At 72.2% G+C, this 20,871-nt stretch carries 13 protein-coding genes; 4 read left to right on the plus strand and 9 right to left on the minus strand.

Annotation, left to right across the window (positions count from 1 at the left end):
- Positions 1-73: 73 nt before the first annotated feature.
- Positions 74-1,165, plus strand: coding sequence for an IS630 family transposase (locus BJ964_RS31610; RefSeq protein WP_188124089.1), 1,092 nt, complete (start codon positions 74-76; stop codon positions 1,163-1,165).
- Here BJ964_RS31610 and BJ964_RS31615 read toward each other — a convergent pair.
- A complete protein-coding gene (locus BJ964_RS31615) occupies positions 1,138-1,740 on the minus strand; it encodes an alpha-hydroxy acid oxidase (protein WP_188124090.1) in 603 nt (200 codons plus the stop codon). The two genes, BJ964_RS31610 and BJ964_RS31615, sit on opposite strands and share 28 nt — an antisense overlap.
- Positions 1,741-1,994: 254 nt before the next feature.
- Between BJ964_RS31615 and BJ964_RS49240 the strand changes: the two genes are divergently transcribed.
- Entirely contained in the window at positions 1,995-4,985 is a 2,991-nt protein-coding gene (locus BJ964_RS49240) for a helix-turn-helix transcriptional regulator (RefSeq protein WP_188124091.1), read from the plus strand.
- A 20-nt stretch (positions 4,986-5,005) separates the two neighbouring features.
- Here BJ964_RS49240 and atzF read toward each other — a convergent pair whose 3' ends face one another.
- From atzF to BJ964_RS31640, 4 genes are read right to left on the minus strand one after another with little or no spacing between them, the layout of a single operon-like run.
- The gene (gene atzF, locus BJ964_RS31625; protein ID WP_188124092.1) at positions 5,006-6,649 is read right to left on the minus strand and encodes an allophanate hydrolase; all 1,644 of its coding nucleotides are present in this window, start codon (positions 6,647-6,649) and stop codon (positions 5,006-5,008) included.
- Positions 6,646-10,212, minus strand: a complete 3,567-nt coding sequence (uca, locus tag BJ964_RS31630) for an urea carboxylase (protein WP_188124093.1) — start codon at positions 10,210-10,212, stop codon at positions 6,646-6,648. The genes atzF and uca overlap by 4 nt, the downstream gene beginning before the upstream one ends.
- Positions 10,205-10,810 carry an urea amidolyase associated protein UAAP2 gene (locus BJ964_RS31635; protein WP_188124094.1) on the minus strand — a complete coding sequence of 202 codons (606 nt, stop codon included), beginning with the start codon at positions 10,808-10,810 and terminating at the stop codon, positions 10,205-10,207. Before BJ964_RS31635 ends, uca begins: the two co-directional genes overlap by 8 nt.
- Positions 10,807-11,649, minus strand: coding sequence for an urea amidolyase associated protein UAAP1 (locus BJ964_RS31640; RefSeq protein WP_188124095.1), 843 nt, complete (start codon positions 11,647-11,649; stop codon positions 10,807-10,809). The genes BJ964_RS31635 and BJ964_RS31640 overlap by 4 nt, the downstream gene beginning before the upstream one ends.
- A 135-nt stretch (positions 11,650-11,784) precedes the next feature.
- Here BJ964_RS31640 and BJ964_RS31645 point away from each other — a divergent pair, with 135 nt between their 5' ends.
- On the plus strand, positions 11,785-12,429 hold the full coding sequence (locus BJ964_RS31645; RefSeq protein WP_188124096.1) for a TetR/AcrR family transcriptional regulator: 645 nt from the start codon (positions 11,785-11,787) through the stop codon (positions 12,427-12,429).
- Between the two features lie 110 nt (positions 12,430-12,539).
- The gene (locus tag BJ964_RS31650; protein ID WP_188124097.1) at positions 12,540-14,027 is read left to right on the plus strand and encodes a sodium:solute symporter family transporter; all 1,488 of its coding nucleotides are present in this window, start codon (positions 12,540-12,542) and stop codon (positions 14,025-14,027) included.
- Positions 14,028-14,206: 179 nt separating this feature from the next.
- On the opposite strand, the gene BJ964_RS31655 is transcribed toward BJ964_RS31650, so the two are convergent.
- The 4 genes from BJ964_RS31655 to BJ964_RS31670 all read right to left on the minus strand — a co-directional run bounded on the left by BJ964_RS31655 (position 14,207) and on the right by BJ964_RS31670 (position 20,725).
- Positions 14,207-15,151, minus strand: a complete 945-nt coding sequence (locus BJ964_RS31655) for an alpha/beta hydrolase (RefSeq protein WP_188124098.1) — start codon at positions 15,149-15,151, stop codon at positions 14,207-14,209.
- Positions 15,152-15,343: 192 nt separating this feature from the next.
- Positions 15,344-16,243 (minus strand): hypothetical protein, encoded by a 900-nt coding sequence (locus BJ964_RS31660; RefSeq protein ID WP_188124099.1) that lies wholly within the window; start codon positions 16,241-16,243, stop codon positions 15,344-15,346.
- A gap of 4 nt (positions 16,244-16,247) precedes the next feature.
- Positions 16,248-16,721 (minus strand): hypothetical protein, encoded by a 474-nt coding sequence (locus tag BJ964_RS31665; RefSeq protein WP_188124100.1) that lies wholly within the window; start codon positions 16,719-16,721, stop codon positions 16,248-16,250.
- Positions 16,718-20,725: a CHAT domain-containing protein gene (locus tag BJ964_RS31670; RefSeq protein WP_188124101.1), complete on the minus strand. Its 4,008-nt coding sequence runs from the start codon at positions 20,723-20,725 to the stop codon at positions 16,718-16,720. The genes BJ964_RS31665 and BJ964_RS31670 overlap by 4 nt, the downstream gene beginning before the upstream one ends.
- Positions 20,726-20,871 lie beyond the last annotated feature (146 nt).

The raw sequence follows: 20,871 nt of genomic DNA on the forward strand, positions 1-20,871 counted from the left end.
TGGGCGAAGGCTTCGTCGAAACTGGAATAGTGTCCCGCGCCTGAAGTTCGTGGTCTAAATGTAGGGTGTGGTGATGGCGGGACGCGGGCGACCTCGGGCTGAACTGGTACTCGGTGACGAGGAACGTGAGACGTTGCAACGCTGGTCGCGGCGGGCGAAGTCGTCGCAGGCCCTGGCGTTGCGGTGCCGGATCGTGCTGGCCTGCGCTGAGGGTGCGTCCAACGTGGAGGTCGCTGATCGGCTGGGAGTGGCCAGGGCGACGGTGGGTAAGTGGCGTTCCCGGTTCGTGGCTCGGCGTCTGGGCGGGCTGATGGACGAGGATCGGCCGGGCCGGCCCGCGTCGATCGGCCTGGATCGGGTCGAGGATGTCGTGGTCGCCACCCTGGAGCAGACGCCGCGGAACGCGACGCACTGGTCGCGTACGTCGATGGCGCAGCGCAGTGGGTTGTCGAAGTCGACGATCGGGCGGATCTGGCGCGACTTCGGTCTCAAGCCGCACCTGGCCGACACGTTCAAGTTGTCCACGGACCCGTTGTTCGTGGACAAGGTCGTCGACGTGGTCGGGCTGTACCACAATCCGCCCGAGCGGGCGGTGGTGCTGTGCGTGGACGAGAAGTCGCAGATCCAGGCGCTGGACCGGTCGCAGCCGGTGCTGCCGATGATGCCGGGCATGCCCGAACGGCGCACCCATGACTACGTCCGTAACGGCATCACCAGCCTGTTCGCCGCGTTCAACATCGCCGACGGCACCGTGATCAGCGAACTACACCGCCAGCACCGCGCCACCGAGTTCAAGAAGTTCCTGATCGCGATCGACAAGGCCGTACCCGCCGACCTGGACGTCCACCTGATCTGCGACAACTACGGCACCCACAAGACCCCGGCGATCCGTGCGTGGCTCGCCGGGCATCCCCGGTTCCACATGCATTTCACGCCCACCGGTTCCAGCTGGATCAACCAGGTCGAACGCTGGTTCGGCCACATGACCGGCCAGATCATCCGCCGCGGCGTACACAAGAGCGTCCGGGCCCTCGAAGCCGACATCCGCGCCTGGATCACCGACTGGAACCAGAACCCGAAACCGTTCGTATGGGTCAAGACCGCCGAAGAAATCCTCGACTCTCTCGCCCGATATTGTCAACGAATTTCAGGCGCAGGACAATAGTTGCCGAGGAACACATCGAACTCGGGCAGGTACCGGTTGCGGAGGTTCCGCTCGCGCCACCCCTGGATCGGGCTGTCACAGGTGATGCACAATCCGCGGTAGCCGGCGTCCTCGTAGCGGCGCATCAAACGCAGGAAGCCGGATTCCGTCCCCAGTGCATGGAGCTGCCCGAACGCCGCGGCGGCGGGCGCCGCGGCGGCGATCTTCTCCAGCGAATGGCTGCCGAGCTCGGGCACGATGCCGGCCGTGCCGGCGGTCGCGTTGGCTCGGGCGACCGCGACCTGGCCGTCCGGGTGAAAGAGCGCGTCGGCGCCGAAGGGCGCGGTCAGGATCGGCAGCGCCAGGTCGACGCCGAGGAATCGGGTCGTGGTCGCCGGCGTGGGCCGGCCGCTCATCACGCGGGGCTGGAATGCCCAGCGCCCGAAGGCCTGCCGGTTGCGGCGTAGCGTCGTCTCGTCGCCGGCCCCGCCCTCCAGGAAGCCGCGCGCGTTGGACGAGAGCTTCGCGAGCGCGGCGTCACGGATCTCGTCGAGAGTGGCGAACTCGGTCGTGGCAGGGGCGCGTGTCGTGTCCATTTCGAGTATTTCCCACCAATCCCCCGAAGATGACCCCCGGATCGGAGTCGACGGCGGCGAGGCCCCGCTGGATGGCACGGCGCACGACCGGGTGCCTCGCACAGTGGCAAACATGACGCACTGCCCCCGGCCACCGCATCGGGAGATCGCCCAGACGCCGGCCGCAGCAGGCCTTAGACCGGGCCACGCTGGGCACGTAGTTTCGCCGGACAACTGGCTTGACCACATTGGCCGCCGGAGGATTTGCTGACGTCATGGGAGGGGTACCGCTCATCGGGCGCGACGACGAGTTGGCGGAACTCGCGCTCGCCATCCGGGACGAGCACCGCCACGTCCTGGTGACCGGCGAGGTGGGCATCGGCAAGACGCGACTCGTCACGCAGGCGGCGCAAGTGGCACGGGACGAGGGCGCGGTGGTGGTCGAGGCATCGTGCCTGCCGCTGGACGTCCGGTTGCCACTTCTTCCCGTCATCGAGGTACTGCGGAGCCTCGACAGGGCCCTCGGCCGTGAAGTCCTTGCCGCACTACCGTTGTATGCCCTGGATGAGCTGGCTCGACTCGTGCCCGAGGTGATCGGCCGGCAGGCCGGCCCCGACGCGCTCCCGGCGGGCGAGTGGCAGCGACAGCGCCTCTTCGCCGCCGTCGGCCTGGTGCTGACGCACATCGCCGGCAGCCGTCCGGTCGTCGTGGTGATCGAGGACATTCACTGGGCCGACGCGGCGACCCTGGATCTGCTGACCTACCTGCGCGCGTCCTCCGGCGGCTCGATCACCCTCATCGCCACCTGCCGCAGCGACGAGGCTCCCCTCGATCCACCGGTTGCGAGATGGGTCGAGCAGGCCCGCCGTCCCGAGACCGTACGGCTGGAACTGGCCGGCCTGTCCCGGGCGGCGATCGCCGAACTCGCCGAGCAGACCCTCGACAGCCCGCCACCCGAGTCCGTGGTCGAGGAGCTGCACCGGCGTACGGAAGGCAACCCGTACTTCGCCGAGGAGCTCATCGCGGCCGCCGTCGTCGCCAGTCATGGGGGGCCGGGCGTCGCGCTGACCCGCCAACCGCCTCGGGTGCTGGCCGAACTGCTCGTGGCTCGCTCACGACGAGTCAGCGATACGGCCCGCGCCGTCCTGGCGGTGCTCGCCGTGGCGGGGCGGTCCGTCCCGGAGATCGTGGTCGCCCGGGCCACCGGGATGGCGGCGGCAGACGTGACCTGCGCCATGCACGAGCTGGTCGACGCCAGGCTCGCGACGCCGGACAGCGTACGCCCGGAGCTCGGCTGCCGTACCCGGCACGCATTGTTGGCCGAGGCGGTGGCCGGCGACCTGCTCGCCGACGAGCGCCGTGCCGCACACGCCGGGATAGCCGCCGCGTTCGCGGCCACGAACGACCCGGCGTTGTCGGCGGAGATCGCCGGTCACTGGTCCGCCGCCGGCCGGCCCCGGGACGAGTTCGGATCGCTGCTGGAGGCCGCCGAGCACAGTCATCGCCTGCACGCGTATACGCAGGCCGCTGACCTCTGGCACCGGGCGGCCGACATCGCGGAGAGCCTGCCCGACGTGGCCAGGACGGCGAACGTGGAGCCGGGATGGCTGCGGATCAGGACCATCGACGCGCTACAGGCGTGCGGCCGCGACGTGGACGCGGAGGCCCTCATCGAGCAGACCTACGCGACATACCGCGATTCACCCAGCGACACGCTGACGGCGGCGGTGCTGCACCGCGCCGCGTGGCACCGCGGCGTCGCTGCGCAACGCGAAACACCATCGGACACCGCCTACGCTCTTTTCGAAGAAGCAAGGCGAATCCACGAGATGCTCCCCGAGTCGCCCGAGTACGCGCGCTTGCTCGCAGATCATGCCCGCTGCATGTGGACGGACAGCAGCGACCGGAACAGCGAGCCCATCTACCGGAAGGCGCTCGCCGTAGCTGAACGTTGTGGAGCGACCCTTCAAACGGCACACGCGTTGACGGGTCTGGCCGCCATCGCGCTTCTGCATGGTGAACCGTCCCATGGGTTCGCGCTTTTTGACCGTGCCCGCGACCTCGCCGGCCGGCACAGCGGGCCCAGTCTTCATGTCGAGGCCATGACCGCCACCCACCACAGCGATGCCCTGCTCAAGTCGGGGCAGTTGGCAGAGGCCGAGCGGATCGCGCTGGAGGGTCTCGACCGGGTCCGCTGGGCCGGTGCGGCCTCCCGGTACCCGGGCGGGATCCTTCGGGGCAATGCGGCGGAGTCGCTGCTGGAACGTGGCCTAATCGACGCCGCAGCCCGGCTCGTCGCCGACGTGCATGACCGGCGGCCGAAACGGGACGACTGGAACCTGCACCTGTTGCAGGCGCAGGTCGAGATCTGTCGCGGTGCGACCGAATCCGCCGTCGCCCGTGCGCGCGCCGTCGACCTGCTCGGCCTGGCCGGTCCCCGGATGTGGGTGTACGAGCGAGCGCGGTTCCTGCCCAAGGTCGCGCTCTGGGCCGGCGACCCGGCCGCGGCGCTCGATCGTGTCGAGCGGGCGCTGGAAGTGCTGGGCGGCTGTTCCGTGGAGCTGTACTGCGGGGAGCTCTTCGCGCTCGGTGCCCGGGCCGTGGCGGACCTGGCCGACACCGCTCGGGCTCGTCGCGACGGTGCCGCGGAGAGGGCCGCGCTCACCGGTGCCGAACGGCTTGCCGCGGCTCTGGACCTGATGGGGAGCCGGCCGCTCACCGACCACCGGTTCCTGGCGGCCGTCCCCGGTGACCGGGCCGACTGGCAGGCCGAACTGCTGCGCCTGCGCGGTGTGCGTGACCCGGACGCGTGGGCGGAGGCGGCCGCCGTCTGGCAGCGGCTCGGTCGCCCGCACCGCATGGCGTACGCATGGTGGCGGCAAGCGGAAGCACTGCTGGCCAGGTCACGCAACCCGATGACCGCGTCCGGCACGCTGCAGGCGGCGGCCGAGGCGGCGAACGGGATGGCGCCGCTGACCGCGAACATCCGTCGATTGGCACGCCGGTCCCGGATCTCGATCCGTCCGGTGTCCTTCGAGCCGCCACCCGCGACGGATGACCCGTACGGCCTCACCCAGCGGGAACGGCAGGTGCTCCGGTTGCTCGCTCAGGGCTGCACCAACGCACAGATCGGCGGCGAACTGTTCATGAGCCCGAAGACCGCGAGCGTGCATGTGAGCAACATCCTGCGCAAACTCAATGTGGTGAATCGGGCCGAGGCGGCGGCCGTGGGGGAACGGGCTCGGCTCACGGGTCCTGACTCCTGATGGCAGCGCTCGTTGCCGAGTCAGACGGCCAGCCAGGAGCGCCAGCCGCCGTAGCCGGTGATGTCGGCGCCGGTGGCCGCGGCGTCGGCGGCGCAGCCGAAACCGGTCACCCAGCGGCCGTCGTCGAGTTCGACCGGGCCCAGGTTCATCGGTGCGGGAAGCGCGGCCAGGAATCCGCCGAGCGCGGCGACCGGCAGCAGCCACAACTCGCCGTCGATCGGTGCGCCGTCGGGGCCGGTGCGGACCAGGCCGGGTTTGGGTGGGGTCGTGGGTAGCGCGCGTAGCTCGTACGATGCCGCGGTTTTGACCGGACCGGCCCATCGCGCCCCGCGCGTGACCAGCTCGTGTTCGAGTGGCTGGCCGCGCAGGTGTGCACCGACGACCAGCAGCGGCACGGCGGTCGCGCCGGCGTGCACGGGCCACGGCAGGGTGGGCGGCGGCAGCGGGGCAGCGGCGGCGGGACCGGCCACCGATGAGGCCGGCACGGTGACACGGCGGGCCAGGTCGAGCGCGACCGCGTCGTGGAACGGCCGGGCGAGCACGGTGACGCCGAACTGTGCGCCGTCGACCGTGCCCGACGGCACCGCCACGGCGCACAGGTCGAACAGGTTGCAGAAGTTGGTGTAGGTGCCGACCCGCGAGTTGACCGCCACCGGTTCGGCCGCCACCTCGACGATCGTGGGGTGGCAGGGCGCGGTCGGCACGAGCAGCGCATCGAATCCGTCGAGCAACGCCAGTGACGCGTCCCGCAGGTCCCGCAACCGGCCCATGTCGCGTACCAGGTCGCTGGCCCGCACAGCCCCGGCGGCGCCGATGATCGCGCCGACGATCGGGTCGACCAGGTCCGGGTGCGCGTCGACGAAATCGCCGACCGCGGCGTGCCGTTCGGCCACCAGCGCGCCCTCGTAGAGCAGTTTCGCGGCGTTCAGGAAGGTCGCGAACGGCACCGGCTCGACCGTGCACCCGCCGGCTCGCAGCCGGTCGGCGGCCTCGGCGAACGCGGCGGCCCAGCCGGCCGCCAGGGCCGGCAGTTCGGCCGGGACCGCGACCCGGGCGGCCGAGGGCGCGGCCAGCGGTGTGCCGGCCGGCCAGGTGCGGGTGCCCGGCCCACCGGCCATCGCCGCCATGGCCGTGTCGGCGGTGTTCAGGTCGCGGGCGAAGATGGTGACCGCGTCCCAGGACCGGCACGCCGGAACGACCCCGGCGGTGGAGACGGTGCCGAGCGTCGGTTTGATGCCGACGATGCCCTGGAAGGCGGCCGGGACCCGGCCGGACCCGGCGGTGTCGGTGCCGATCGCGATGTCGGCGAGGCCGAGTGCCACCGCGACCGCCGATCCGGAGCTCGAACCGCCGGAGACGTACGCGGGACGGCGGGCGTCGTGCACCCCGCCGTACGGGCTGCGCTGCCCGACCAGCCCGGTGGCGAACTGGTCCAGGTTGGTCACGCCGACGACGGTGGCACCGGCGGCTTTGAGGCGGGCCACGGCGACGGCGTCGCTCTCGGCCGGCTCGCTCGCGTACGCCGGGCAGCCGGCTGTCGTCGGGAATCCGGCCACGTCGACGTTGCCTTTGACGGCGAGCCGCAGCCCGGCGAGGGGACCGGTGGCGGCGCCGAGGTCGGCTGCCACGTCGCCGGGGGCGCGCTGCGCGATCCAGATGCTCACGCGGTCACGGGGCCCAGCACGGCCAGCGCGTCGCCGGGCGCCACCTGGGTGCCCGGCCGGGCGATCAGAGCGGTGACCACCCCGGCGGCCGGTGCGGTGACCGCGGCCTCCATCTTCATCGCCTCCAGGATCACGAGCGTCTGCCCCTGTTGCACGTGTTCTCCCACTTCGACTTCGACCTTCCAGACGTTCGACATGAACGGAGCGTCGACGCGGGCGCCGCCGTCGGGCACCGCGACCTCGACCGCTGCCGGGCCGGCGGTGAACGCGACCTGCTCGGCCCGGTCGAACTCCCCGGCCGCCCGCCAAGCGTCGCGTTCGGCGGCGAAGGCGGCGCCCTGCCGCCGGCGGAACTCGGCGATCGACGCGGCATTCTCGGCGAGGAACCGCGCGTGCTCGGCCATCGAGAACGTGTCGTCGGTGACGTCGATCGTGCCGCGGCCGGCGGCCAGGTCGGCGCGCAGGTCGAGCAGCTCTTCGGCGGTGACCGGGTACCAGCTGATCCGGTCGAAGAAGCGCAGCAGCCAGGGAGTGTCCCGGTAATGGCTCCACACCTGGGTGGTGCGGCCGACGAACTGGTATCCGCCCGGCCCTTCCATGCCGTAGACGCACAGGTAGGCGCCGCCGATGCCGACCGAGTTCTCCGCGGTCCAGGTCCGGGCCGGGTTGTACTTGGTGGTGACGAGCCGGTGCCGCGGGTCGAGCGGGGTGGCCACCGGCGCGCCCAGGTAGACGTCGCCGAGGCCGAGCACCAGATAGTCGGCGTCGAAGACGGTGCGGTGGACATCGTCGACCGACGCCAGGCCGTTGACCCGGCGGATGAACTCGATGTTCCACGGGCACCAGGGCGCGTCGTCGCGGACCCCGGCCATGTATCGCTCGATGGCCAGCCGGGTCGCCGGGTCGTCCCAGCTCAGCGGCAGCCGCACCCGCCGGCTCGGCACCACCAGCCCGGTCGCGGCCGGCAGGGTCGCCTCCAGCTCCACGACAAGGGCGAGGACCTTGGGTACGGGCAACACCTCCGGATCCACGTGCACCTGCAACGATCGGATCCCGGGTGTCAGGTCGAGGACGCCCGGCAGGGCCAGCTCGGCCACGGCCGTGTGCAGGGCGTGCACCCGGGCGCGCAGGGCCAGGTCGAGCACGATGTCGCCGTACTCGATCAGCAGGTTGTCGTCGCCGCCGCGCCGGTAGGTGACGGCCGGATCCCCGTCGAGGCGCAGCAGCACCCCGTCGTCTCCGTCGCCGGCGCGGTCGGTGTAGACCGGCAGGGCGAGCCGCCGCGGTGAGGGCGCGCCGGTGGCCCGGACCGGCCGGAACGAGACGGTGTCGCCGGGCCGCAGCTGGCCCAGTTTCCAGCGCTCGGCGCTGATCACGGTCACCGGACAGACGAAGCCGCCGAGGCTGGGCCCGTCCGGGCCGAGCAGGATGGGGGTGTCGCCGGTGAAGTCGAGCGCGCCGATCGAGTACGCCGTGTCGTGGATGTTCGACGGGTGCAGGCCGGCTTCACCGCCGTCGCCGCGGGCCCACCGGGGTTTCGGGCCGGTCAGGCGGACACCGGTGCGGGCCGAGTTGAAATGCACCGTGTACGTGGTGGCGAACAGCTGGTCGATGTCGGCGCGGGTGAAGAACTCGGGCGCGCCGTGCGGCCCTTCGGTGACGGCGAGGTCCCAGTGCTCGCCGAAGTCCGGCCGCAGTCCGGCGGCGACCGGCCCGGCCGGGGCGCCGGTGCCGGTCAGGGTGCGCAGCACGTCGCCGGGCCGCAGCGCCCGGCCGCCGTGCCCGCCGAAGCGCCCGAGTGTGAAGGTGGCCGTGCTGCCCAGATAGGGGGGCACGTCCAGGCCGCCGGCCAGGGCGACATAGGTTCGCAGCCCGGCGGTCGCCTCGCCCACGTCGAGGGTGGCCCCGGCGGGGACCGTCACCGGCTCCCACATCGCCACGGGTGACCCGTCGACCGTGACCGCGGCCGGCGCGCCGGTGACGCAGACCAGGGTGGCGTGGGTGAACGTGAGTCGCGGCCCGCCCGCGGTGCATTCCAGGCCGGCCGCGTTCTCGTCGTTGCCGAGCGCCAGGTTGGCCAGCCGCAGCGAGCGATCGTCCATCGCCCCGCTCGGCGGCACACCGACCTGCCACAGCCCGAGCCGCCCGGTGGCGTCCTGGACGGTGGTCATCAGGCCGGGGCGGCCGACGGTGATCCGCGGTTCCGGATCGCCGACGTCGTCGAGGGTGGCGGTGCAGTGGACCGCGTCCAGGAACGCCGGCAGGATGCCGACCGCGCGCAGCAGCCCGAGGTTGACCTCGATGCCGTCGAAGCGGATCGCGGTCAGCGCCGCACGCAGGCGGCCGATCGCGGTGGTCCGGTCCGGGCCACTCGCGATCACTTTGGCCAGCAGCGGGTCGTACGCGGTGCTGACCTCGGTGCCGGTCACCGCCCAGCCGTCGACGCGGACGCCGTCACCGGTGGGCAGTTCGACCCGGGTCAGGGCGCCCGCGCTGGGCCGGAAACCGGCGGCGGGATCCTCGGCGTACACCCTGGCCTCGACGGCATGCCCGCGGACCGGCACGACGCCGTCGGGGAGATAGGGCGCCAGCAGGCCGGACTCGCCGCCGGCCAGCCGCAGCATCCAGCCGACCAGGTCGACTCCGGTGACCGCCTCGGTGACCGGGTGCTCGACCTGTAGCCGGGCGTTCACCTCCAGGAACGACGCCTCCTGCCGGACCGGGTCGTAGATGAACTCGACGGTGCCGGCCGACCGGTACCGCACAGACGCGGCGAGGTCGCGGGCGGCGGTGTGCAACCGGGACCGGATCGCGTCGGGCAGGGCCGGCGCCGGCGCCTCCTCCAGAACCTTCTGGTTGCGGCGTTGCAGCGAACAGTCCCGATCGCCGAGCGAGACGATCGCGCCGGCCCCGTCACCGAAGATCTGCACCTCGATGTGGCGGGCGCGTTCCACGTACCGTTCGGCGAAGACGCCGCCGCTGCCGAAACTGGCGGCCGCCAGCCTGGCCACCGTCTCGAACCCGGCCCTCAGCTGCGCCGGGTCGCGGCAGACCGTCATGCCGATGCCGCCGCCACCGCCGGTCGCCTTCAGCATCACCGGGTAGCCGATCGCCGCCACCCGCACGACCGCGTCCTCGGCGTCGGAGAGCAGCCCGGTGCCGGCGAAGACCGGAACCCCGGCGGCTTCCGCGGCCCGTCGCGCGGTGTGCTTGTCCCCGAACGTCCGCAGTTGCTCGGGTGTGGGCCCGGCGAACGCCAGCCCGGCCCGCTGCACGCGGGCGGCGAAACCGGCGTCCTCGGACAGGAACCCGTAGCCGGGATGCACCGCTGTCGCCCCGGTGGCCGCGGCCGCCCGCAGCACCGCGCGGGCGTTCAGGTAGCTGTCGGCCGGCGGGGCCGGGCCGAGCCGGACCGCCTCGTCGGCCAGGTGTACGTGCGCCGCACCCCGATCGGCGTCGGAGTACACCGCGACGGTCCGCCACCCCAGCTCACGGGCGGTCCGCAGGACCCGGCAGGCGATCTCGCCGCGGTTGGCGACGAGCAGCACACCCGGATCAGCCATGCGTCACCACCAGCTCCACACGGCTCGGGTCGAAACCGTTGCACGGGTTGTTGATCTGCGGGCAGTTCGAGACGACGACCAGGACGTCCTTCTCGGCGCGCAGGCTCAAGGACAGGCCGGGCGCCGAGATGCCGTCCACGATGCCGAGCGCGCCGTCCGGGTCGACCGGCACGTTCATGAACCAGTTGACGTTGGGGACGTGGTCGCGTTTGCCCATGCCGTAGCGCGACAGCTCGTGCATGAAGTTCTCCACACAGGCGTGCTGGGAGTGGGTGTGATGGCCGTACCGCAGCGTGTTCGACTCCTTGGAGCAGGCGCCGCCGAGCGTGTCGTGCCGGCCCACCTCGTCGGCGACGACGGTGAGCAGCGGGTCGTACTCGTTGTCGCGCAGCACGCTGCCGGTGGTCAGGAAGATGGTGTCCTGCGCCTGTAGGGTGGCCTGCGCGCTGTAGGCCTGGCTGGTGTCGTGCGCGTCGTAGGCGAGGAAGTCGACCGCCTGGTTGCCGTCCAGGTCCACGATGGTCAGCACCTGGCCGTGGGTCAGGACCCGCGACCACGGCGCCCGCGGTCGCAGCGTCTCGCGATGGATCTCGGTCATCGAGCGGTCCGTCCCGTGCGGTGGTCGGCGGTGTTCTCGAAGGCACGCCGCCCTTCGGGCGTCGCATGCCACAGGTTGTCGGCGGGCGCGGTCACCCGGTCGCGCCAGGCCGTGATCCGCAAAGGCGATGACGTGTACGCCGTACGCGGGTCGAGTGGGTGCGCGGCGTTGGCGACCAGCACGATCACCGGCAGTTCGGTGCGCAGCGTGACCGTGGCGCCGGGGCCGGCCGAGCCGAGCCACTCCGGCCGCCCGCCGGCGTCGATGCGTACACCCTGGAAGAAGGAGATCGACGGCGGGACGTCGCGGCGCCCGAGGCCGTGTTTGGACGCGCCGAGCACGAACAGTTCCCGGCCGGCGGGGGAGGAGCCCTCCGGCGAGCCGTCGCCGTACCTCTGCTCGTTGCGGGCCTGCGCCGACGTGCCGTACAGGGTGTCGTGCCTGCCGGAGGTGTCGCCGATGACCGTGGCCAGGACCCGAGCCTGGTCGCTGAGCAGCAGCTGCCCGGCCGTGGTGTAGACCTGCCACTGCACCTTCACGGTGTCCGCGACGTTGAGCCGCTCCCACGGCATGTCCGCGTGGTAGAGCAGGAGCGACGCGCACGCGTCGCCGTCCAGGTCGGTCAGCTGGATCGCGGTGCCGGCCGCGAGGACCCGGTGCGCGTACCCGCCGGGGGCGACCCGCTCGGCCCAGACCGCCTCGCCGGGCAGGTCGGCGGCAGCGGCGGGCACGGTCGGCCGGTTCGGGAAGCCGCCGTCACGGGCCGCCTGCTCCTGGGCGCGGGCGTGGGCGCGGGCGCCGGCCGTGGTGGCCGTCGGCTGCGGCTGATCGGTCGACACGAGCACCACCTCAATTTCTGTCGATTGACAGAAAGTCAAGCGATCGCGGCTCTCGGCCGCGTTTCCGATCCATGAACACGGTGTAACTCGGCCCGCGGCCCCGGCCGGCGGGCGCCGCTTGGTACTTTTCCTGCCATGGCACGAGGACGGGGACGCCCGCGCGCATCGGGCGAGCCGGCCTCGGGGCTGAGCACCGAGCAGGAGATCCGGGCGGCGGCCGCCCGGCTGTTCTGCACCCAGGGGTACGGGTCGACCAGCACCTACAAGATCGCCAAGGAAGCCCGGATCTCGCAGGCGACGATGTACCACTACTTCGCCGGCAAGCACGAGATCCTGTTGGCGCTGCTGCTCGACACGGTCCGCCCGTCGGTCGCCTATGCCGGCGAACTGGCGGCGAGCTCGGAGCCGGCGGCCGCCCGGTTGTGGCGGCTCTGCGCCTTCGACGTCCGGCTGCTGCTGTCCGGTGAGGAGAATCTCGGCTCCCTCTATCTGCTTCCCGAGCTCGGTGACGAACGGTTCGCCCCGTTCCATGCCGAGCGGCAGCGGCTGTTCGAGACGTACCGGGATCTGGTCGCCGCCGCCGGCGATCTGGCCGGAGCCGACCTGGCCGCGGCGACCAACCTCGTGTTCGGGCTGGTGGAGAGCGTGATCCTGCGGCGGCGCGCGGACACCGGCGTCGGTCCGGGGATAGACACGCGGATCGCCGACGCCGCGTTGCGTATCGCCGGGCTCGACGAGGCCGCGGTGGGCCTGGCGCGGGCGGTTGCGCAGCCGTTGTGACGGTCCGTTAACAGAGTTGTCCCGGTGTGGGAAGCGCCGCCGTAACAAGGCGGCCGCTCAATGGTGATCAATATCTGTCGAATGACAGAAATAGGCACCCGGGAGCTCTCATGATCATCGCCGGAGTCGCGCTCACTGTCCTCATAGTCCTGGTCGTCGGCATCGTGGTGGCCCGAAAGATCGACGGTGACAGCGCCAACTACCTCGTCGCCGGCCGCCAACTCGGCGTCCCCCTCGTCGCCGTGGCACTGACCACGGCCGCCGTCGACAGCAACGCCACCGTCGGCAACACCGACCTCAGCTCCGCCTACGGCTTCTGGGCCGGCGCCTCACTCGCGCTCGGCCTGGCGATCTGCCTGCTGCTGGCCGGCCTGTTCCTGGCCGAACCGATGAACCGGATGGGCCTGTTCACCCTCGGCGACTTCTTCGCCCGCCGCTACAACCGGCCGGTCGAGATCACCGCCTCCCTCCTGATGATCTTCGCGTTCACCATCCTGCTCGCCGGAAACCTGGTCGCCATGGGCTTCCTCGTCGAGTACTTCACCGGCATGTCGTACACGATCGGTGTGGTCCTCGCGGTCTGCCTGATCCTGGCCTACACCATCGGCGGAGGACTGTTCTCCGACGCCTACACCGCGGTCATCCAAGCCGTCATCACCGGCGTCGCCACCATCGTGCTGTTCGTCTGGGTGGCGAACAAATTCGGCATCGCGATCCCCGACGGCCTCGGCCCGTTCGACCTCGGACAGCTCACCGACAGCTCCCAGGGTGCACCGGTCAACTGGGCGACACTGATCTCCCTCGGCATCGGTGACCTGGTCGCCATCGACTTCATGCAGCGCATCTTCGCCGCCCGTACCCCGCAGGCCGCCAAACGCGCCTGCTTCATCGGCGCCGGCGCCACCGCGGTCGTCGGCGTGCTCTGGTCCCTGGTCGCCCTGACCAGCGTGTCGGCGCTGGGACTGTCCGCCGAGAACGCCCCGATCATCTACCAGCTCCTCGACGACCACGCGCCGGTCATCATGGCGATCCTGGTGCTCTCCGGCATCGTGGCGGCCTCCTTCTCCACCGCCTCCGGGGCCATCCTGGCCACCGCGGCCGTCGCGGTCCGCAACGTCGCCGGGGTACGCCGTGCGGTCGCCCCCGGGCACCACGACCCGCTGCTGCGCTGGACCCGCGTCGCCATGCTCCCCGTCACCGTGCTCGGCGTGTTCCTCGCCCTGCGGGTCAGCCAGACCGGCATCCTGCTCACCCTGGCCTTCGACCTGATGCTGGCCTGCCTGATCGCGCCGTTCCTGCTCGGCCTGTTCTGGCGCCGTTCCACCTCCACCGCCGCCCTGGTCGGCGCCGGCGTCGGCGTGCTGGTCCGGTTGGTGCTGCTGGCGCTCACCCCCACCCTCTACGGCGTCCCGAACGACCTGCTCTACATCGAGAACAGCCTCGTCGGCGCCGGCTTCGACGGCTGGGCCACGATCGTCGCCGCGATCGTCGGTGTCGGCTCCTTCGTGGTGACCGCGCTGCTGACCGCGTCACACCACACCGAGGAACACGACCTGCGCCACGCCGACCGCACCGCCGAGCCGGTCGGCGCCACCTGACCACGGCTTCGTCGCAGTACCAGCCGCCCGGTGCCGAAGATCCACGGCCCACGCCTGGGCTGCCGAGTCAGCGAACGAGGGCCATCAGACCTCCGGCAGGGTGCGGTTCAACTGGAACTGCTCGAACCGGCCCAGCGCGTCCTCGATCCGCCGCCGATGGGCGCGTCGTGGCGTTCGGGTCACCGCACGGGAGTGAGGTGGTCGCTCAGCCAGCGTTCGGCGCGGGCGAGGTAGTCGCGGGCCAAGGGCGTGCGGGACAGGAACGACTCGAAGGCGTGCGGGCCGCCGGGAATCACATCGAGGACGCACGATACCCCGGCCGCGGTGAGTGCTTGGGCGTAGCGGCGATCCTCGTCGTAGAACAGCTCGATGTCGCCGGTTCCGATCCACGCCGGGGCGAGCCCGGCGAGGTCTGCCCGGCGGGCCGGGGCGGCGTAGGCGGGCACGTCCGGGCTACCGGGCGCCGTGGCGAGGTACGCGCTCCACCCGGCCCGGTTGGAGACGTTGTTCCACAGGTAGTGCCGCACCCGGTCGAGGTCGCGGTCCGCGGCGGTGCGGTCGTCGAGCATCGGGCAGAACAGCCACTGCGCCACCGGCTGGGTTCGGCCCTCGTCGCGCAGGCGCTGAGCGAGCCCGGCCGCGAGGCCGCCACCGGCGCTCTGCCCACCGACGGCGATCCGTTCCGGATCCGTACCCAGCTCGCCGGCATGCCCGGTGGCCCACATCCAGGCGGTGTGGCAGTCGTCGAGCGGCGCGGGGAACGGGTGGCGCGGGGCGAGCCGGTACTCGGCGGAGAACACCACGATGTCCAGGTCCGCGGCGAGCTTGATGCACCGCGCGTGGTCCTGCGACGCGCTGCCGACGACCATCCCGCCGCCGTGGATCCACAGCAGCGCCGGGCGGGTACGTGTACCAGCCGGGGTGTAGACATGCACGCCCGCGCCGGGGCCGAGCCGCACGAACCGGTGGGCCATCCCGGCGGGCATCTTCGGGGTGCTCCCGAACCCGGAGCCCGACTGCATGAGCCGCAGCATCCACGCCCAGCGCACCGGCGGGTTCGGCACGAACCGGAACACTCGCCGCACCTGCGGGTTCAGCGCCGCCGCCTTGAGAGGTCGGGTCATCGGTCGTTCTCCATTCGAGCACGCGCCCATTCCTGCCGCGAACGGAAGATAGCAAGACCGCTGATGGCGGCAGCTCTCGCCGCACCGCCGACGAGGTCACCACGGAGGTCGAGGAACTTGGCGGCATGCGAGCGGTGGACATCCGGCCCGGCACGAACCCGCAGCCGCCGAGCCGATCCTCGGGGCGGTGGGTCACGGCTGGTCGGGTGGACGTAGCCGCAGCAGGCCGGGATCGTCGGCGGCCCGGCGGTAGAGCTGCTGCTGCAACGCCATCCACAGGGCGCGTTCCGCCTCCAGGGTTTCCGGGTGGACCAGGCCGAACCGGGCCAGCAGGGTCAGGCGGTGCAGGTCGAAGCAGGCCCGGAGGATCTCGCCGAAGGCGAGGGCCGCGTCGATGGCCGTGCGGTGGGCCAGGATCGCCACCACGGCCGCCGCCGCCGAGCCGAGCAGCCACAGCCGCCAGCCGCCGCCGGACCAGGCGACGACCGGGACGGCCGCCAGGGGGAACAGCATCGCGAGGCCGGCCACGAGCACCGCGCGGTCGAGGGCGCCGCGGCACCGGTCGACCTGCTCGCGTACGTCGGCGGGCAGCACCAGGTACAGGCGGGGCCAGAAGAACACGGCGTCCAGCCCGTACCGCTCGGGGTCTGCGGGGTATCGCTCCGCGGCCCGCAGCACATTGCCCAGCCGGGTCGGCAGCAGATCGGTCTCGTCGATGGGGAACTCGTGGTAGCGGCGCGCGTAGCCGGCGCCGGTGCGCAGGTCGAGGCGCTGCCAACGGCGGCGTTGCAGGGCCACCCCGGGCCGGGACAGCCAGCGCGGCCAGTAGCCCTCCCCGAGGCGGGTGAAGGTCATGATCTGGCCGGCGGCGACGTAGGCGAGCAGCACCACGGCCACCACCGCGCCCACGGCCAGCCACGCCTGTTCCGCACCGTCGCGGGCCTTCCACCATGTCAGGGCCTCAGGCCAGCCGATACCGGCGATGGCGAGCGCGGTCAGGCCGCCGGCGAAGACGAGGACCGGCAGCACCACGTTGACGGTGAAACGGCGATCGAGCAGGTCGGTGGTGGCGGTGAAGACGCTACCGAACACGGGTTCACCACCCGAACCGGTGCGCGGCGAGCCGCTGCGGGTTGCCGCATTCCGGCAGCTCCCGCGGTCGCTCCGGGAACGACATGCGGTGATCGCAGACGGCACCGTCCTCGGTGTACCGGCATCGGCGCCGCACCTCGGGGATGCGGACCTCGCCGGGCAGGCGCATGTCGGTGGTGAACCGGGACGGTCCGGCCATCACCGCGTCAACGAGGTCGTCGCCGGCCCAGACACCGCTGACCGTGCCGGCGGACGTCAGCACCACCACGTCGTCGGGTTCCAGCAGGGAGAGCACCGCGGCGACCGGTGTCTCACCGTCCGCGACGACGAAGGCCACCTCCGCGCCGGCCGGCGTCAGTACCGTGACGGGCTCGCCGCGTTCGTCGACGACCACCGTCCACCGGTCCGGCGCCGGGGTGGCCGGTGGGCGGGCGACGACGTACGGGCTGGTCGCGCGATCACGCAGGCGGGACGTCACGGCGGGGTTCCTTCCTGGACGGGGGCGCCGATCAGCACGTACGGCGACCAGACGGCCGCCCGTTCGTAGAACCGGCGTCGCGGGAAACGTGCGGCGAACCGGCGCTGGACGGCGGCGACCGGTTCCAGGGCGGGATGGTCGTCGAGATAGGCCAGCAACTCCGTACCGGTGAGGTCCCGAAGCCATCGTTGCGCCTCGCGCAACGCCTCGTCCGCGGGCCGGCCATCGTCGAAGAGAAGCTCGTAGAAACGGGTGTTGAGCAGGGCGGTCGGCAGGTCGCCGGCCGGCCACAGGGTGCCGACGAAGCAGGGGACACCGGCGGTGAGGAACCCGGCGGGCAGGCCGACGAACTCGTCCGGGTTGCGTGCCGTCTCCACGGTGGCGGTCTGGCAGGCGGACGCCACGACCAGCCGGGCCCGCCGCGGGCGCCGTTCCGGATCGGCGGCGAGCAGGTCGACCAGCGCCAGGTGGGCGCCGCCGCCGAGGTCCAGGTGCGACTTGAGCGGCTGGTCGACGAGGGAGACGCCGTGGCAGGCGAAGTGGATGTGGGTGGCGTCGGTGAGCGCGCCGAGCACCTCGGCGGTCGACCCGGTGAGGGGCCGCCCGCCGCCGGTGTGGTCCAACATCATCTGCGCTTCGTAGCCCGCCGACGGCAGCCCGGAACCGGGATCGACCACGGCCACACCACGCCGTTGCCGGCCGGCGCGTTCCTCCGCGAGCCGCCGCGCCGCGTCACGCACGGTCCGAGACGGCGCGTAACTGACCGCGAACTCGTCGATCAGGCACCGGCCGTCGCCGTAGGGCGCGGCATGCAGCGGAAGAGCACAGAACAACCCGACCGGTACGAGGGTGACGCCGGTCGCGGCGGCCCGGTGCAGCAGGCCGGCGAGCGGCCCGGCGACGTGCTCGCCGACCGCGGCGAGACACTCGTCGAGGCCGTCCCGGCTCGCCAGCAGCCCGGGCCGCTCCGGCGAGCCGTCGCCGTGGACGAACCGGCGCAGCATGCCGTCGTCGAAGCTCGGGCAGCGCGTGCCGGTCACCCCTTCCGGGCCGGCCGACAACAACACCGATTCGGTACGGGCGGCGAGCACGTAGACGGTGGCGTGGCCGGCCTGTTCCGGCCGGACGGCGGTGAGCACCGGCAGCGCCGCCCGCGCCGTCCGGTAGGCGGCTGTGGTGCGCCGCAGCTCCTCGCGGACCGCCTGCTCGGCCTCGCGGAGAAAGGTGTCGTCGGAGCCGCCGGTGCCGGCCCGGTCCGCGAGCCGGGCGGCGGCGGCCTCGGCTGCCGCCAGAGCACGCGCCGCGTCCCGATAGGCGGCGTACGCCTCGGGCGCCTGGTCCCGGACCGCGGTCAGTCCGGTCGGGTCACGGTCCATGGCGTCGCCGAGCAGGCGTACCCGGCCGGCTTCCAGCGCTTCCACGGCCGCCTCGGGTTGCCCGGCGCGAACCATGACGTAGGCGGCCGCGACCGGCAGCCCGGCGCTGCGGGCGAGTGACTCCTCGCGGCTGTGGCGCAGCAGGCCGGAGGCGTACATGCGGTCGCGGGCGTCGAGGGCCTCCCGGAACGGCGCGACGGCCTCCGCCCACCGGTGTCGGGCGGCCAGCACGTTGCCGAGCTCGCTCGCGGTCCAGAGGACGTCCTGGGCGCGGCCGCCGTCGCGCAGCAGGACCAGCGCCTGCGCCAGCATCCGCTCCGCCTCGGCCACGGCGGCGTCGCTTCCGTCGTAGCGGTACAGCGTCTCGGCGAGCAGGCGGGTGGTCTGCGCCCACTCGATCGGGGCCTGATCCGGTGGGCGGACGGCGAGCGCGTCACGCAGGCACGCGATTGCCCGTACCAGATGGTCGGTTTCTCGGGTTTGGAAGGCGAGCTCCCGGTGAGCCAGGCTCATGTTGTGCTGGATGGCCGCCCACTCGTGCGGATAGCGGTCGCGGGTGAGGATCTCGGCGGCCTCGGTGAACCGGGTCAGGGCCTCGGCCGGTGGCAGCCGGTTCGCCAGGCCCCGGACACGTTGCGCCCAGCGCACGGGATGAACCCGGCGGGGTACGGCGTCGATGGCCGCCTGGAGAAGCTCGATGTTCGTCTCGCGGTGGCCCTCGAATCCCTGGTACGCCTCGGCGAGCAACCCGGTGAGCCACGCCCAGTTCTCCGGGTCGGCCTCCCGGTCGACGGCCTGGCGGGCGCGGGTCAGCAGCGTCACCGCCGTGCCGACGTGCTCGTCGTGGTCGCCGTCGGTGCGTTCGAGCAGAAGCCGGGCCAGATGTCCGGTCAGATTGGTCCACTCGTGGTGCATGGCGGCCCGCTCGGCCCGATCGATCGCCTCCCGCAGGACCGTGTCCGCCTCGGCCCACTGCCTGCTCTGGAAGAGCTCCTGACTGAGATTGCCGGACGCCTGCACCCACAGCCGTTCGTCGCTCTGCGCCGCGGCGTTGTCGCGGGCGGCGCGAGCCAGGTCGAGCAGCCGCCGGCGGTCCTCGGGCCGTCCGGTCCGTTCGGCGACATGGGTCAGCGCATGCCCGTAGTTGGTGGCGACGACGCTTTTCAGCTCCGGATCGTCGAGGTCCGTGACCTCGGCCCAGAGCCGTTCCAGTTCGGTGAACGCGGTCGTCAGCGAGGAGTCGTCGCCGCGGTGGGATCGCTGGAGCAGGGCGGTCGCGTAGGTGGTGCGCAGGTTCAGCAGTGGGCGGGCGCCGATGCCGTCCGGTGGGTCGGCGACCGCGGCGGCCAGCATCGCCACGGCGTCGTCCACCGGCCGGGGATCGGTGGTCGGGTAGTCGCGGAACAGCAGGACGGCGAGCGCGGCGAGAGTCATCGCCCAGCCGTCCGGGTCCGCGGTACGGGTGCGGACCGTCAGGGCCCGCTCGTACGCGGCCCGGGCCGCGCCCAGTTCCCGCAGGTCACGGGAGTCGGCCAGCATGATGTGGGCCAGCGCGGCGTTGTGCTGGGCTTCGCCCCAGAGGTCCGGCGCCGCCTCCCGGAGGTGGTCGAGTTCCGCGTAGCGGCGGACCGCCTCGGCCAGGTCGAGGCGGCTGGACGGGTGGGCGACCAGCTCGTTCGCGAGCCCGAAGGTCAGCAGGTCGCGGATCGGCACGAGCCGGCCGGCACGCCACTCGACGGCCAGCTCCCGGTCCTCGTCCCGGAAGTCGAGCAGCGCCCCCATCAGCAGGTTGCGCCGGGCTTCCGGGCTGATCGGCCGGCCCTCGTGGAGGAGTTCCCGGCCCAGCACCATCACGAGCGCGGAGCCCACGGCGGCCGGGAGCCCGCCCGGATCCGGCTCCCTGGAGGTGAACACCTTGTCGACGCCGAACTCGCGGCATCTGCGCAGCAGCACCAGGCAGTGCCGGGCCTGGGTGGCCATCGCCGGCTCACCGTCCTGGTCGGCCTGCTCGATGGCGTGTTGCAGCAGGAGGTCGGCGTCGTCGGTGAGCAGCTCCGGGTGTGCCACCACGACCTCCCGCCAGGCCGCGGCGTCCGGGGCCTGGAGCAGGGCGGCGAGCGCGGCGAGGACCTGCCGGCCCTGGCGGTGCCGCACCAGCTCGGCGAGCCACGCCCGGTAGTGCTGCAACTCGGCGGTGAAGGCCTGGAAGGTATTGGCGGCCACCGCGGCGGCGTCGGTCTCGATGTCCCGCTCCACCACGAGCGGCAGCAGCCCGTACGGAAGAATCTGCACGTCCTGCTGCTGTTGGGTCTCCGGCGGCTCGGTCCGGCGCAGCATCATCAGCGCGATCTGGAACTGCTGGACCATCCGCTCCTGTGGACCGTCCACCGCGGTCGCGAAGATCAGCGGCGGCCGCAGGACGGGACGCCGGATCAGCAGGCTCGGATAGCCGTCGACGGTGACGGGATTCCCGCACGACTCGCACCGCTGGGTGGTGGCCCCGCCGGCCGCGATCAGCCGGGCCAGGTCCGGCCGCTCCCGGATGTCGACGGCCAGCCAGACCTCCTGCCGTCCCTGCCGTCCGCAGCCGGCACACCGGTAGTCGAACTGTTGCGAGTAACTGGGCATTCGGCGGCCCCGCTTCCGGCCGATTGGCATCAGTGGAGGTCGATTTTGCCGTACCGGGGCCGTCCGCGGGTAACGTCGATGGCTACGGCATCTTCGCCAGACTTCGAACCGCGGCCTGGAAACCCGTCTTTCAGGAGAATCTCGAC

It is taken from the genome of Actinoplanes lobatus (genome assembly GCF_014205215.1).
Lineage (GTDB): Bacteria > Actinomycetota > Actinomycetes > Mycobacteriales > Micromonosporaceae > Actinoplanes > Actinoplanes lobatus.